The organism is Butyrivibrio sp. ob235 (assembly GCF_900109475.1).
Taxonomy (GTDB): Bacteria; Bacillota; Clostridia; order Lachnospirales; family Lachnospiraceae; genus Butyrivibrio.
This window is the reverse complement of sequence record NZ_FOBE01000019.1, coordinates 1-14,936: the sequence shown is the minus strand read 5'-3', so window position 1 is coordinate 14,936 and position 14,936 is coordinate 1. Positions and strand designations below refer to the sequence as shown.

Below are 14,936 nucleotides of genomic sequence, written 5' to 3'. Positions count from 1 at the left end.
AGCGTGTCATGGAAGAAGCCAGTATTATAAAAAAATTGTCCCGAGTTGGGATTTTAGGTAATGTAGTGCTTGCCGGGTTTAAACTGGTCGCCGGAATTCTGGGTAACTCCGGAGCGATGGTTTCGGATGCGGTACATTCACTGTCAGATGTTTTCGCTACTATTGTCGCATATATCGGAGTACTCCTGGCCAAGCAGCCGGAGGATGATGAGCATCCCTACGGCCATGAGAGGCTGGAGTGCGTTGCTGCGATGATTCTTGGAGTTATTCTTGCCGGAACGGGTCTGGGAATAGGATACACAGGTCTTCAGAAAATTATTTTAAGGCAGGAACTTGAGGTTCCCACTTTTTTGCCACTTATCGCGGCGGTAGTTTCTATTGTCGTTAAGGAGGCGATGTTCTGGTATACTATGTACTATGCGAAGAAGATGAACTCGGATGCCTTCAAGGCGGATGCATGGCATCACCGCTCGGATGCGCTTTCGTCCATCGGTTCCTTCATAGGTATCGGTCTTGCAAAGCTGGGATTCCCGATCATGGACCCTATTGCGAGTCTGATTATCTGTCTGTTTATCCTGAAGGTCGCTTATGATATTTCAAAGGATGCTCTTGATAAGATGCTGGATACCTCCTGCGGAAAAGAGATGGAGCAGAAACTAAGATTTTTCATAGAGCAGCAGCCTGGAGTGGAGCATGTGGATTTGCTTCAGACGAGACAGTTTGGAAACAGAATCTATATTGATCTGGAAATTGCAGTTAAGGGAGAGATCCCTCTGGTGGAGGCGCACGAGATCGCCGAGAAGGTCCACAACAGTGTGGAGCAGGAATTCACCAATGTTAAACATATTATGATACATGTTAATCCGGACACTGATACGTAATATCTTCAGTCCGGATTTTACATATAACCGGAAGGAAAGGCATCAAAGAAATGGACTACAGCCAATACGAAACCTATGATTTTGATCATGTGAGTGCGTTCAATATGTCTACGGGATTCAAGGAGAGAAGCTACAAGATGCACTGGCATTCGTACGGAGAGATTCTTCTAGTAGGTCCCGGGAAGACGAATATTTATAAGGTGGGTAAGAGTACTTATGAGCTTGTCCCGGACGACATTGTGCTGGTATGGCCGATGGAGATGCATGCTATCGTCGATGCCGACAGGGAGAAGGCGCTGGTTATACAGTTTTCAAATTCCTTTATGAATTCGCTCTTCGATCTTCAGAGAATTATGCATATGTATCGCAATCTCCATATTATCTGCGTGGAAGCGCATCCTGAGCTTGCGGCAAAACTGAAGGCTATTACGGAGAAGATGAAGGACATCTTTTTTTCGGATAATCAGGAGAAGGAGATCAGGTGCTGCATGCTGCTCATGGAGTTCATGCTGACTCTTCTCGAGCACAGAAACGAGCTTGCGCCGGAGCTTTCCGAGGAGCCCTATGGTTATGCTGATGATGTTATGCAGCGAATGATGATGGTGACCGATTACATCAGGAATAATCTGACCGCAGATGATTTGTCCCAGGGAAGTATGGCTGAGATGGCGGGCATCAGTAAGGATTATTTTTCAAGGATATTCAAAAATGCTACGGGGATGAATTACAGTAAGTGGCTTAATATGATAAGGCTTGAGAAGGCATCGGAGCTCCTTACGGAGGAGGGCAGAACTCTGACGGAGATAGCGATGCTCTCGGGATTCCAGAGTATTCCCAGTTTCAATAGGGTGTTCCGCGAGGAGAAGGGGATGACACCCAGGGATTACAGAGCCCTGTTTGTTAGAAGGTCTGAGTAGTACTATATTAATGAAAAGCAGAAAAATACCGGCTATCTTCAGCGCGAAGATGACCGGTATATTTTTTGATGTTTTTTATTGTGCGATAACCTGATAATCCTTGTTCCAGATAAGCTCAAGTCCGTCGAACAGGTAGGTGAGCTTGCCATCAGGATATAAGCTGATGAACTTACTTGTGATATCGGATGGGTTGTCCTTGGAATTGTAGAAAACACCGCCAATATCGTTGTACCCCTGCTTGTCATAAACAAATCCGTCAATAGTAATTCTGGATGGAAACGTTGCTAAATCTGGCATCCGATGACTCCTTTATTGCTTGTGAGGGTTGCTGTAACTTTGCAAACATCATAGCATAAGAAGTGCTGATTGTAATTGATGAAAATTAATCGAACTTGGAATTTTTTAATCCATTAAGTGGTGCGGTTTTTGGAGGAAAACATGAAAAACACATTACAAATTTAATCTCGGGTTTTATACAATCGGATGACATATCGGTTTTTCTTGTTATAATAGGTACTTGGAAAAATGATTAAGACGAAGGAGACGGATCTCATAAATGGTTTTAGATAGAAAAAAGGTAAGGGAGCAGTTCGCTTCCTATACAAGAAATTACGATCCGGAGGATGTGAAGATAGCGCTGAAGATTGCGCACACCTACCGGGTTGCAGATAACTGTGAAAAGATAGCAAAATCCCTGGGGCTTTCAGAAGACGATGTGGAATTTGCGTGGCTTTCAGGTATGATTCATGATGTCGGAAGGTTTGAACAGGTCAGAAGGTACAATACTTTTAATGACGCCAGATCGGTGGATCACGCCGAGCTTGGAGCGGATCTTCTCTTTGGAGAGGAGGGACTCATCAGAGGATATCTTGAGGACAGTTCTCTCTACGATATGATGGATGTCGTGATCAGACAGCACAACAAGTACAGGATTGATGAGTCTGTAACCGGAAAAACACTGACCTTCTGCAATATCTTAAGAGATGCGGACAAGATCGATATCCTGAGGGTGAATGTCGAGACGCCTCTGGAGGATCTCTACAGCGCTACTACAGAGAAGCTTATGGAGTCAGAGGTCTCAGAGGAGGTTATGGAGCAGGTACGTGAAAAAATAGCGGTAAGCAGAGCCATAACCCACACCTATGCGGAGCACCAGATTGGACACATAGCGCTGGTCTTTGAGCTTGTTTATCCAAAGAGCAGGGAGCTTGCGAAAGAGCAGGGGTACCTTTATCAGATGTTCGATTTTCCAACTGAGACGGAAAGTATGAAGAAGGCTCTCGCCGAAACAAGGCGGGAGGTCGATGAATTCTTTAGCAGCGAAGAATGAGAATATGAGTTGAAAATAGGCATCGCACGGTCAATTGGCTGTGCGATGTTTTCTTTGTTTATGATAAAATAAAAATAGTTTTTATGAAAAAAAGTCAGAGAGGGTAAAGTCATGAGGAAAATTGGAAACTTGGTGCTGGTTCTACTGTGCGCAGTGATGCTGTCGGTAGTAGCGGATGAACTCATGAAACTCAAGGGACTCATGGAATCCGGAGTCATCACTGCCGAGGAGTTTGAGGCCCAGAAGAAAAAGATATTGGGAGAGTAAATGAATAAACCCAATTTCAAGGATTTAAATAATCTTATAAAGGCCATACATGATACAAATGCTGTTTTCATGCGTATCTATAATGACAAAGCTGCGCAGGAAGACAACATTCGGTATCTGTGCAATAAGATTGCGGCGGACTCTGCCAGGAAGTCGCTCTATGACATCTCTGCGGAGGAGTTAAAAAATGCTAAGGCCGGGATTCGTGTTCAGCCGCTGGCGGATGCGGGTTTTACCAGTTTTGGTAAGATCGCGGATGCTACGGATTATGAGCTTGCTGCGATTGACGGTATCGGAGAAAAACAGATAGAAGCCATCAGGAACATAATAACTGAGGCTGCAAATAATCTCTCTTCAAGGGTTTCCATCAGATTAGAAGCAGATGGAAATCCTGCTGAGGGTGGGTACAATTTTGAACTTATCACGGCGCTTTCGGGATATATTAAGTGCGAAAAGATAAGAAGAGATAACAGGCCGGCTGCGGAAAATCTGAATGCTTATGCACAGAGGATTGAAAACAGCGGCATTATTAGAAACGGCGTTCGCTGGTTTTTTTCATCAAAAGCTTCAAAACAAAATACTGCTGATATGGCGGATAATATCTACGAGTTTTGTGACAGTGATTTCTTTAGGCGCATGCTTTCGGTGATCGATGATTATCAGAGAGCATTGAATACTTCAGCTTATGAGGCGACCGAAGCCTTCCGCGGAAACAGTGCGGATTTCTATGCTGTTCTTGAAAATCTCGGGAACATTTCAGGCAACAAACCTTTCATCTACGACAGTATTCCTGCGCAGCTCGCGGAGGAGATAGACAGTACGGTTCTTGATCTTAGCGGCTTTTGGGGGACGCTCAGGCCTTATCAAGTGTTTGGCGTGAAATACATTATTCATCAAAAGAAGGTGCTTCTTGGTGATGAGATGGGACTTGGAAAGACTATTCAGGCAATTGCGGCAATGTCACATATACAGCAGACAGAGCAGAAGACCTGCTATTTTCTCATAGTCTGCCCTGCGAGTGTTCTTATCAACTGGGCGAGGGAGATTAAGAAATTCAGCAGTCTCAGTACCTATGTGATCCATGGCCAGATGGCTGACGATGCCTTTTCCATGTGGCAGGAAAAGGGCGGCGCGGCGATCACCAACTATGAGACCATGGGAAAAATCGTGGACAAAATCGATAACCACATGGGGCTTTCCATGCTGGTCATTGATGAAGCGCACTACATGAAAAATCCTGACGCCAAGAGGACGATGTATATTAGAAGACTTGATAATGAGTCGGAGCGAATCCTTCTCATGACGGGAACGCCGCTTGAAAACAGGGTTGAGGAGATGTGCAATCTGATAGATTTCGTTCGTCCGGACATGACACAGGAAGTACGATCGCTTGCGCATATTACGCATCTGCCGGAATTCAGGGAGAGCCTTGCGCCGGCTTATATCAGAAGAACCAGGGATCAGGTGTTAAAAGAGCTCCCTCCTATCGACGAGGAAGAGGAGTGGTGCGTTCCTACTCCGGAGGACCGCGCAGCCTATGCCGGTGCGGTAATCAGCGGCAGCTTTTCTGATATGAGAAGAGTTTCGTTTCTTCAGGAGGATATGACTAAGTCTGCAAAATGCGGAAGACTTCTGGAACTTATGGAAGAAGCCTGCGATGAAGGACGAAAAGTTGTAATCTATTCATTTTTCAGAGAGACCATAGCAAAAGTGAGTGCGCTCATGGGAAGTAAATGCGTGGGCGTAATAAGCGGCGATACCGGGATTGAGAGGAGGCAGCAGATAATAGATGAGTTCACTCAGGCGCCCGGAGGAAGCGTTCTTGTATGTCAGATAATTGCAGGAGGTGTCGGACTGAATATCCAGGCTGCCAGCATCGTAATTTTCTGCGAGCCACAGATCAAGCCATCCCTTGAAAGTCAGGCGCTGTCGAGAGTTTATCGAATGGGGCAGGTCAGGAATGTACTGGTTTACCGGCTGCTTTGTCCCGATACCATCGATGAGGATATGATGGTTATTTTGCAGCAAAAACAGACCGAGTTCGACAACTTCGCCAACGAGTCTGCTGTGGCGGGCGCTTATGACAATATCATCGATAAGGAATGGATTGAAAAAATAATCGAAAAAGAAACAATCCGTGTAAATCAGAACTAAATCGGTGTAAGAATAATGAATGGAATTATTTATGATAGATTAGCCTTAGAAGTTTATTAACGATTTTGTTTTTGAGGCAGGTGAATATATATGAAGGATGAAAAGTCTAATGTTTATGATGTACCAAAGAGAGAAGGAAGTGTGTGGCCGGAGGATATGTGCCCGGCTTATACCCCCAGAGAAGATGCTATACCCAGCATAAAGGGGTGTTGGTACTGTAAATATGCGGATTTTCATCTAAAGGAAGAGCGGGCCCTGGAGGTTGGCATTTGCAACTGGCCAAAGAAGGTAATTGATTAAAACCTGATGATCAGTTGATTTGGAATATTACTCAAATTATATCGGGAGTTAGAAGCTATGGGAAACACGGAGATATTAAAGGAAGGAAAGTCACTAAGGATTGCTATTTGCGATGATGATAAGGCAGATCGCGAGAGAGTCCATGGACTGGTGAAGGAATATCTACAGAAAAAGAATCAGAGCGCGGATGTCAAAGTGTTTGATCATCCCGATGCGCTTATAGAGGAGTGCGAGCAGTTCAGGCCTCATATTTATATTCTGGACATTGTAATGCCGATGGTCACGGGAATTCAGGCGGCGAGAGAACTTCGCTGGAATCAGCCTGAGGCGCAGATAATATTTGCGACGTCCGAGAGCTCCTTTGCGCTCGAATCTTTCGATGTAAATCCGATCAACTATATTTTGAAACCCATTGAAAAGGAGAAGCTTTTTTCAACGCTTGATCTTGCAATATCGCGTGTGGATTTAGCGGGAGAAAAGTGCATAACCATTAAGGTTAAGGGCGGACTTCAGACTCTAAGAATGGATGAGATTCTCTATATCGAGTATCGAAACCATGTGGTTTCGTATCATATGAGTACGGGGGATGTGGTTTCGACTCCGACGCTCAGAATCGGATTTGCGGAGTATATGGAGGAAAATCATTCCGGAAGTGATTTCGTAAGATGTCACGAATCGCTGGCTGTAAGCGTTGCGGCAATCGATAAGCTCACAAAAACGGATATCACTCTTCGTGGCGGAGAGATGATCCCGGTCGCAAAGAGCAGATATGCCGAGGTTATGGACAGATATATGGACTTCAGGTTCTAGAATTATACTTTTCAATAGTGCTTTTTATCTTTAATGCCGGTTTTGAAATGCCGGTAAGAGAATTCCCCTTATTCAGCGTGTCTATGATGGCGGCGATGTATCTGCCCATATTCACGCTGTAATAATATGCTTTTTCAAGAAGCTCAGGCTTCTGATAGATCAGATTAGTTGTGAAAATTCTGGTAAATTCTCCGGCAGCGTAGGCCTTATCAAATTTCTCAAGACCGTTCAGGAATAGTCCGAAGGTGGAGAAGATAAATATGTATTAAATTTCACTGTCTGAAAATAATGGATAATCTCCCAATATTGAGTTAAAATATAATCACAATTTCGAGGTTTTAGGCTTAAATTTTATTACATGACGGAGGAGTTAATGGGGACAAAAACGGGGGCTCTCTATGCTTTTCGGGAGCAGATGAATGATTACTTTGTTGGGAAGGGTGACACAGTTGATAACGTGCTCTGCTGCTTTCTTGCGGGAGGGCATGTTCTTTTGGAGGATGTTCCGGGAGTAGGTAAGACCACGCTGGCCAGGACCTTTGCGGGTTCTCTCGGACTATCTTTCGGACGAATTCAGTTCACGCCGGACACGATGCCGGGAGATGTTACCGGTATGTCTGTCTATGATATGAAAAAAGGCGAATTCAATTATCGTCCCGGCGGCGTGATGAAAAATATTGTTCTTGCGGACGAGCTTAACCGAACATCACCTAAGACACAGTCGGCGCTTCTTGAGGCGATGGCGGAATCGCAGGTCACTGTTGACGGTCAGGCTTATCAGCTTCCACAGCCTTTCATGGTTATCGCCACACAAAATCCTATCAATTTTTCAGGAACATATCCGCTGCCGGAGGCGCAGCTCGACCGCTTCATGATGAGGCTGTCAGTGGGCTATCCCTCTGCCGAGGAGGAACTGAGGCTTGCCAGGGATAACATGAGCGGAAGAAAAATCGAGGACGTGAAGGCGGTTCTTAATGCGGAGGATGTGACCGGTTTTAGGGAAGAGGTATCAAAGATCCACGTTAGCGATGGCGTACTCGGATATGTACAGCAGATAGTTGCCGCCACAAGAACGGACAGCGGATTCTCGCTCGGAGCAAGTCCCAGAGCTCTTCTGCATCTCTTACAGGCATCGAGGGCGAAGGCCTTCCTTGAGGGACGAAGCTTCGTTAAACCCGATGATGTAAAGAAGATGGCGGTGCCGGTTCTTTCACACAGACTCATTCTTTCTACTCAGATGAGACTTCAGAAGAAGACAAGTAAAGATGTTTTGGAGTCTCTTGTTTTGAAGGTGAACATCCCCATGGAGGCGGATTATGAAAAATAAGGGGATGTTGATTTTAGCTGCACTTTTTGCTCTTTCGCTCGTCGGTATCTCGATGTTCGGAGGGGCTGTTACCTATGTCTTTTTCTGGACAGTGCTGCTCATTCCCGTGATTTCTTATCTGTATATTCTGTGCGTTATAATTTCACTTAAAATCTATCAGAAGACCGAGGGGCGCGACATGGTTTGCAAAGCGCCCTCGGATTTTTATATTACTTTGCAAAACGAAGGCTGGTTTTCATTTTCATCTCTTAGAATAATTTTCTATTCATCTTTTTCAGGGATCTCGGATATCGACGACGGCGCTGTATATGAGCTTCCGCCGCATTCATCCATTCAGAAAAAGACCAAGCTCCTCTGCCGTTACAGGGGTGAGTATTATGTTGGAATTAAGAAAATTGTGGTGGGAGATTTTTTCGGAATATTCTCGTTTACCTATACTATAAAGGAGCCCCTCAGCGTGATCGTGGTGCCTGCGATGGTGCATTTATCAGAGCTTAAGGGGAGTGAACTTCTGTCGGATTCCGACCGCGACAATTATCAGAGGAAAACCGAGCCCGATATTCCCGTGCGCGAATATGCAGACGGCGACGACCTTCGCTTTGTAAACTGGAAAGCCAGCGCGATCTCACAAAAACTCATGGTGAGGGAGCGCCGCGGCGAGGAAAAGAGCGGAATCGCAATAGTAATGGATCCCGGAAGATATCAGAAGAGGATGGAGGAGTATCTGCCCCCTGAAAATAAGGTGATCGAGTGGGTACTCGCACTTTCTTTTTATTATATGGAGAACAACATTCCCACGGAGATTATTTATAAGGCCGGGGAAGTGCAAAAGCTCCATGTAAGGGATGCGGGCGATTTCGATACGCTCTACTCGGAGATGAGCAGATTTTCATTCCGCGAGGACAACGATATGGATAAGCTTCTGGAGGAGCTGTACATAGACGGCGGACTTGCGGGCTATCGGATGATCATCTTTGTGGCGCAGAGCTGGACTCACGAGGAGATTGAGGGGGCGGACAGAATAAATGCGGATCTGTCACCGATAAGGGTATATCTTGCGCAGGATGAGAGCCTCGGAGATGTGGCAGATACTGTAAGCGGCAGATTTGACATCGTAAGGATTGGAGTTGATACACCGGCGGAGGCGAAGGCATGATAGTTGAGATTCTTTATGATCTGTTATTCATAATGCCGCTGTCTGTAGCGGTGTCATCCTTTACTCACGGGTACTTCGAGCCCGAAGAGGTGAAGAAGGCGTGGATAGTGATTGCGGTAGGTACGACGCTTTATCTGCTTTTGATGAAGCATTTAAAGCTCCGGGGCAGAGCTGTGCTTGCGGGGATTTTGCTTGCTGCGGTGCTCGCCTTCTGGCTTATTGTGCCCTCTGAGGACAGGATAGAAGTGCTGCGGGAATACTCGTGGATTTTCCGGGAGATGGCTGTTGCGGCAGCAGTTTTTGTGGTGGGATTTTTCTCGGGAAAATATCGGAACCTGCGAATTCTCATCGCAGCGGGGGGATGCATATACCTTGCATCGTCGCTCTTTACCGGGATGCCGGTGAAGAAGATCAGCGTCTGCGTAATTCTGGTATATACGCTGCTTGTGGCAGTTGATGAGATTCAGAGATTCTCCGTAAAGGAAGGAGATACCGAACCGAGGAAGCATCTGGTTGCGGTTTCACCTTTTTTAATCGTGGTATTTGCGCTGATATCGGCGCTTGGAGTTTCGGATAAGCCCTACGACTGGGGGATTGTAAAGAGGATTTCAGGTTTTGTTGTAAGTGAATATGTCATGCTGAGTGAGAGCGTGTTTGGTGAAAACGGCTGGGATACAGGCTCTGCGGTGATCGGCTTTTCAAATCGCGGCGAGTTTGCGGGGGACCTCTCGGCGAATAAGAGAATCGTCATGAGACTGAAGTCGGGAAATGAGAATGATCCAAGGCTCTATCTTTCGGGGAAGACTTTTGATACCTTCGACGGTCACAGCTGGGATAAGAAGGATACCTCCGAGATGGATGAGCGCCTTGCGGATACTATTGAGACCGTGAGCTTCGCGCTGGATGAGATGGGCGAAGATCCGGTTACCGATGTCCTGAAAAGGGTTACATTAACGATTGAGTACAAGGATATGCATACGAAATGTCTTTTCACACCGGGTAAATATCTGCCTCTTGGAGATAAGTGGCAAAAGCGGCAGAATGAGGGTGGAGACATCGAATTTCCCAATAAGAGGGCTGCAAGAAAGCCCTACGATGTGGTGTTCTATCGCCTTAATAAGGATTCGGAGCTCTTTGATACGATTGCGAGGGATTCCCATGAGGTAAGTAAGGAGAGCTTTGAAGCGGCGAAGGCGGAGTGCGGTATAGACAGCGATTTTTCTTATGAGGATTTTCTGGAATATCGCGAAGCGGTTTATGCCAATTATCTTCCAAAGACAGTGTTGTCTGATAAGATGAGGGAGTATGTCGACGGAATTCTGGAGGGTGCGGACTCTGATTATGAGAAGCTAAAGCGCCTCGAGGGGATGTTTGCTGAGTTTAAATATACGGAAAGCCCCGGTGAAATTCCGGATGAAATTAAAAGCGAAGCCGATTTTCTTGATTATTTTATTTTGAATAAGAAGGAAGGGTACTGCAGCTACTATGCGACGGCGTTCGTGCTGCTTGCCAGGGCCTATGGGATTCCGGCGAGATATGTGCAGGGCTTCAATGTGCCGATGGGAAGGCACAGTATGGTGGAAGTGAGTTCGGTGCTTGCGCATGCCTGGCCGGAGGCGTATATTGAAGGCCTGGGGTGGATCGGTTTTGAACCCACGCCAGGGATGCGAAGTGATGTCGCTTGGGCGGTTCAGTCCGAGAGGGAGCTTCTGCTTGAGAAGGAGCGCGAGGCCTACCTGGCGGCGCATGCTTATTCCGAAGAAGAGGAAGAGACTTACGAGGAGCCGGTGGAGGAGAAGCCCTCTATAAAGATAGACTGGTACAAGATTCTGATTCCGGTCTTTGCAGGAGTGTCGCTTACACTTTTGATGTTTGCGCTGGACAGGCTTCTAAAGAGAAGGCGCTATTTGAGAATGAGCGAGCGCGGAAAGGCCACAACTCTTTGCAAAAACAGTTTGGAACTTCTAAGGAGGCGGCATCTTGGACGAAGACAGGATGAGACCTTGAGCGAGTATGAGGAGAGACTTAGCGGGAAATTCAGCGCTGAGCTGCTTTCCTTCCTTGGGACCTATGAGGAGATTTTGTACTCCGACAGGGAGATCACAGAGCCTGAGAGAATTGAAATGGAGGAGAGGTTTTCCCGGTTGAAGAAATTCTGCTTCACACAGCGCAGAGCGCTGAGGGCAAGCGAGAGCTGATGTTTTGACAGGGGGAAACTTAGGATTAAGTTGGGGATTTTTGGAAGTAATGAAAGGTCTGGGACTTTTGGAAGTAATGAAAGGTCCGAGACTTTTGGGAGTGATGTAAATAGGAGTGGCGGGACCGGAGGGGCTTTCTTGACAGCCCTCTATGCCTTCTGCTTTTCACTTGTTTTATTCTTGGCGCTGTGCCTTGTGCTTCATATAACTCCGTTTGGAGATCGCACATTTTTATACGAGGACATGAAGCAGCAGTACGTGGATTTCTTTTCCTACTATCACAATGTGTGGCATGGGAAGGACGGTTTTCTGTACTCTGAAAACTGCGGGCTAGGCGCGGAAATGTTCGGTATCTGGGCCTACTATCTTACGAGCCCGTTTCTTTTGATGTTCATCTTTATTCCCGAGCAGTACTATGCCACCGCGGTGACATTTCTTATCATGCTGAAAATGGCATCGATAGCTTTTTGCATGTCGCTGTTTTTGTCGCATGTGGGGAGGAGAGCTGATGAGCGTTGTGGTTTTGGCTTGGTTCTGCTCAATCTGCAAATCTCGGTTGCCTTTGCGTTTTGTGGTTGGACTGTCGCCAACATGACAAATATCATGTGGCTTGATGCTGTGATCATGCTTCCTATTGTGGCAATGGGTTTCGATAAACTGATTCACCATGAGAAGCGGGGAATGCTTTTGTATGTGCTCTCTGTAATGGTGATGATTTTTGTGAATTATTATATCGCGGCGATGGTGCTGATTTTCCTTGGAGTGTTCGCGGTATTGTGGGTGCTGTTTGGTAAGGCTGATACCCTGAAGGGCTTTGGGAGGTTTTTAATTGGCTCTGCGATTGCGATTGCTCTGGATGTCTGGTTTCTGGTGCCCACAGTCATGTCTCTTATGGGAAGTAATAAGGATCATTCCGGTCCGATGATGGAAGCTTTTCAGAAATATCTTCCGTCTTCCGAAGCGGTGGGGAGATATTTGTCACCCCTGGATGTGCTTCCTAAGCTCTTCACGATGAGCTATGACACGATGGAGATTATGGATGGCATGCCCAATATCTATTTTGGCGCGGTTTTGATAATGCCATGCGTTCTGTTTTTCCTGACTTCGAAAATAAGTGTTAAGGTAAGAGCTCTCTTTGGTTCATACCTTGTAATTGTGCTTGCATTTTTCTGCATAAAACCGCTTAATACGCTGGCTCACGGCGGAACCGAGGCCTATGGATATCTCTACAGGTATTCATTTGTCTTTTCATTCGTGTGTCTAACCATGGCTTATCTTGCTATGTGTCAGCGTAAAAATCATCAGGGGAAGATTCATCCGGGAAAGATTGCGATAGCCGGGGTGATTACGCTTGCCTTGTATGGAGTAGCTTCGTTATCGCATGTGAGATTTCTTGGAGGGAAAGTTCTTTTCCTGAATTTATTGCTTATTCTTGCAGGCGGGGCGGCAGTGGTTATATGGGGCTGTTTTTATAGGGAAAATGAGCCGGTACAGAAGGCTGGACTCGCTGCTTTACTGGTTATGGGGCTCGTTTTGGCGGCTGATCTCTCCCTTAACTTTATATGCGTGTACAGGAATTCCTCGATGAACGGCGAGACTGCGTCACGAAACAGGATGAAGTGCATCCAGACGGAGGCAGCGCTTAGAATTATCAGAGACCGAGAGGCGGAGACCGGAGATGTGCTGACTGACAGCGAGAAGACTGGCAGCAGTAATGCTGAGGCAGATAACGGCAATTACAGAATTGAGGCTCTTAGTCCCAGGACACCGAATGAAAGTCTTCATTTTGGGTACAGAGGAACTACGACTTACAACAGCCTTCTGAAGGTTGAGAACAGACTTTTCATGTACAGGCTGGGTTTCAATGATAACGGCCTTTATACGATGTATGACAACTGGAATACAAGCTGCGCTGATGCGATTCTGGGGATAAAGTATCATATAAATGACAGTTCGACGCACAACGTGATTACGAATGAGTATGCGCTGTCGGCGGATCTCATTACGGATAAGACGATTCCGGGACTAATGGAGATTATCGAGCCGGCGGCAAATCCGTTTGAAGCGCAAGAGCTTTTGTGGAATCATTTCACAGATGCGGAGGATGAAGTTTTTATAAAGGCAACATGTGAGCCGGCGGATGGTAAGTTTGAGTTTCTGATTACACCGAACCTCGATGGTGAGCTTTACTTCTATATGAATCGCGAGGGGACGAATGAGCGCTCGCTTGAGATCAGGCTTGAGGGCGAGAGCCTCTGCGGCTATGGTAATGCGTCCTGTCAGAAGGTGGTGGATCTTGGCTATCATAAGGCGGGTGAGAAGCTTCATCTGGTGATTGTTGATAACGACAATCTGGGTTACCTTCCGGATGAGCCGGTGGTGGTGACAGAAGATTTGGAAATTCTAAAAAAAAAATAAAATTTTTTTCCTAAATAGGGGTTAAGTTTTGTATTGGCCTCGCCGATATTATTATTGGTGGGGATGATAAAGCACAATACCTTGGGTTTTCAGTAGCGACACCACAATATCGGGTATCCGAAATCCGATGTCCACTAGATAGATTGATCAGGATGACATCGGTGAGAGGCCGGAAAATATATTTGAAAATATTTTCAAAAAACTCTAAAGTAATTGCAGAATACGCCGATAAATGTAGTAGAACTAAAGAAATTCTCCAAGGAAGGAGGAAACGATATGCGTATAGAAGCTTACAGCCAGATTCAACAAGTTTATGGCACCAGCAAAGTGAATAAGACCGCTAAGACTCAGAAGACTAATAATATTTCTGATTCTCTGAAGATTTCTTCAATCGGAAAGGATATTCAGGTTGCTAAGCAGGCTGTGAAAGAGGCTCCGGATGTCAGGGAGGACGTTACGGCACGCTTAAAGAGTGCAATCAAGGACGGCACATATGACGTTAGCGGAGAGGATTTTGCAGACAAGCTCCTCGCTAAACTTAGTGAATCATTAGGTTAATCCTAACCAAATACATATAGAAACTATTAGAGCCGGCTTAATCAAACGGTTAAAGCTCCGATGGCTATTAGGCAGGCTCTATAACTTTGCCCTTTTTTAAGAAAATCACCTGGCGAGGTTCTTTCGAGTCTGGTGAGTTTCCTAGTTCCGGCGAGCGAAGCGAGAGCGGAACTTCAGATAGTGTCAAATGATCTATGAAAAAACTGAGTCAAAAAAATAGGCTCAGATGAACCTTGAAAATCGCAGATATTTACATTGAGGTAACCGGACGCCACCCTTGACAGCACAATAAATAACTGCTGACGGTTAATCACCGACGGCGAAGAACTCAAGAGCAATCAGGTTTTCTCCGTCGATTTCAGCAGTTTAGCAGTTATTTATTGTGCCCTCAAGGGCAATGCCGCTAACGCGGTGGCTGGGTTATTACCTCAGGCTCAGAATCTAAGAGCAATCAGCTGACTGAAGTTCCAGGATTTTCTTCTGTCCGAAGTAGATCATCGTTTGCCATCGTGCTGGCATATTTTCGGCATTTGACAGTATCTCGTCTACAACTGGAGGTTTATATCCATTGTGCTTGTGAGGCCTCAGGAAGTTGTAGTAGGCAACCCAGAGAGTCAGAT

At 46.0% G+C, this 14,936-nt stretch carries 13 protein-coding genes and 1 pseudogene; 12 read left to right on the top strand and 2 right to left on the bottom strand.

The genetic code is table 11. The features are described from left to right. Positions 1-8: 8 nt before the first annotated feature. The gene (locus BMW61_RS13175; RefSeq protein WP_091822723.1) at positions 9-881 is read left to right on the top strand and encodes a cation diffusion facilitator family transporter; all 873 of its coding nucleotides are present in this window, start codon (positions 9-11) and stop codon (positions 879-881) included. A 50-nt stretch (positions 882-931) separates the two neighbouring features. Next, positions 932-1,798: a helix-turn-helix domain-containing protein gene (locus BMW61_RS13170; protein WP_022763273.1), complete on the top strand. Its 867-nt coding sequence runs from the start codon at positions 932-934 to the stop codon at positions 1,796-1,798. A gap of 75 nt (positions 1,799-1,873) precedes the next feature. Here BMW61_RS13170 and BMW61_RS13165 read toward each other — a convergent pair whose 3' ends face one another. Next, positions 1,874-2,095 (bottom strand): hypothetical protein, encoded by a 222-nt coding sequence (locus BMW61_RS13165; RefSeq protein WP_022763274.1) that lies wholly within the window; start codon positions 2,093-2,095, stop codon positions 1,874-1,876. Positions 2,096-2,354: 259 nt separating this feature from the next. Here BMW61_RS13165 and BMW61_RS13160 point away from each other — a divergent pair, with 259 nt between their 5' ends. The 10 genes from BMW61_RS13160 (at position 2,355) to flgM (ending at position 14,316) form a co-directional block, all read left to right on the top strand. Continuing rightward, complete coding sequence (locus BMW61_RS13160; RefSeq protein WP_091822720.1) at positions 2,355-3,128, top strand: HD domain-containing protein; 774 nt, start codon at positions 2,355-2,357, stop codon at positions 3,126-3,128. 111 nt (positions 3,129-3,239) lie between these two features. Beyond that, the gene (locus BMW61_RS13155) at positions 3,240-3,395 is read left to right on the top strand and encodes an SHOCT domain-containing protein (protein WP_081667878.1); all 156 of its coding nucleotides are present in this window, start codon (positions 3,240-3,242) and stop codon (positions 3,393-3,395) included. Next, entirely contained in the window at positions 3,396-5,549 is a 2,154-nt protein-coding gene (locus BMW61_RS13150; protein WP_091822716.1) for a DEAD/DEAH box helicase, read from the top strand. Positions 5,550-5,639: 90 nt separating this feature from the next. Further along, entirely contained in the window at positions 5,640-5,849 is a 210-nt protein-coding gene (locus BMW61_RS13145; protein WP_022763277.1) for a hypothetical protein, read from the top strand. A 57-nt stretch (positions 5,850-5,906) separates the two neighbouring features. Further along, entirely contained in the window at positions 5,907-6,659 is a 753-nt protein-coding gene (locus tag BMW61_RS13140) for a LytR/AlgR family response regulator transcription factor (RefSeq protein WP_091822714.1), read from the top strand. Between the two features lie 373 nt (positions 6,660-7,032). Continuing rightward, a complete protein-coding gene (locus BMW61_RS13135) occupies positions 7,033-7,986 on the top strand; it encodes an AAA family ATPase (protein WP_091822711.1) in 954 nt (317 codons plus the stop codon). After that, on the top strand, positions 7,976-9,142 hold the full coding sequence (locus BMW61_RS13130) for a DUF58 domain-containing protein (RefSeq protein ID WP_022763280.1): 1,167 nt from the start codon (positions 7,976-7,978) through the stop codon (positions 9,140-9,142). Before BMW61_RS13135 ends, BMW61_RS13130 begins: the two co-directional genes overlap by 11 nt. Further along, positions 9,139-11,340, top strand: coding sequence for a transglutaminase TgpA family protein (locus BMW61_RS13125; RefSeq protein WP_091822708.1), 2,202 nt, complete (start codon positions 9,139-9,141; stop codon positions 11,338-11,340). Before BMW61_RS13130 ends, BMW61_RS13125 begins: the two co-directional genes overlap by 4 nt. Before the next feature lie 138 nt (positions 11,341-11,478). Then, the gene (locus BMW61_RS13120; RefSeq protein WP_175475201.1) at positions 11,479-13,758 is read left to right on the top strand and encodes a YfhO family protein; all 2,280 of its coding nucleotides are present in this window, start codon (positions 11,479-11,481) and stop codon (positions 13,756-13,758) included. A gap of 276 nt (positions 13,759-14,034) precedes the next feature. After that, the gene (gene flgM, locus BMW61_RS13115; RefSeq protein WP_022763283.1) at positions 14,035-14,316 is read left to right on the top strand and encodes a flagellar biosynthesis anti-sigma factor FlgM; all 282 of its coding nucleotides are present in this window, start codon (positions 14,035-14,037) and stop codon (positions 14,314-14,316) included. A gap of 441 nt (positions 14,317-14,757) precedes the next feature. Here the strand turns inward: flgM and BMW61_RS23065 are convergent. Beyond that, positions 14,758-14,936, bottom strand: a pseudogene (locus BMW61_RS23065) (transposase); the annotation flags it as partial.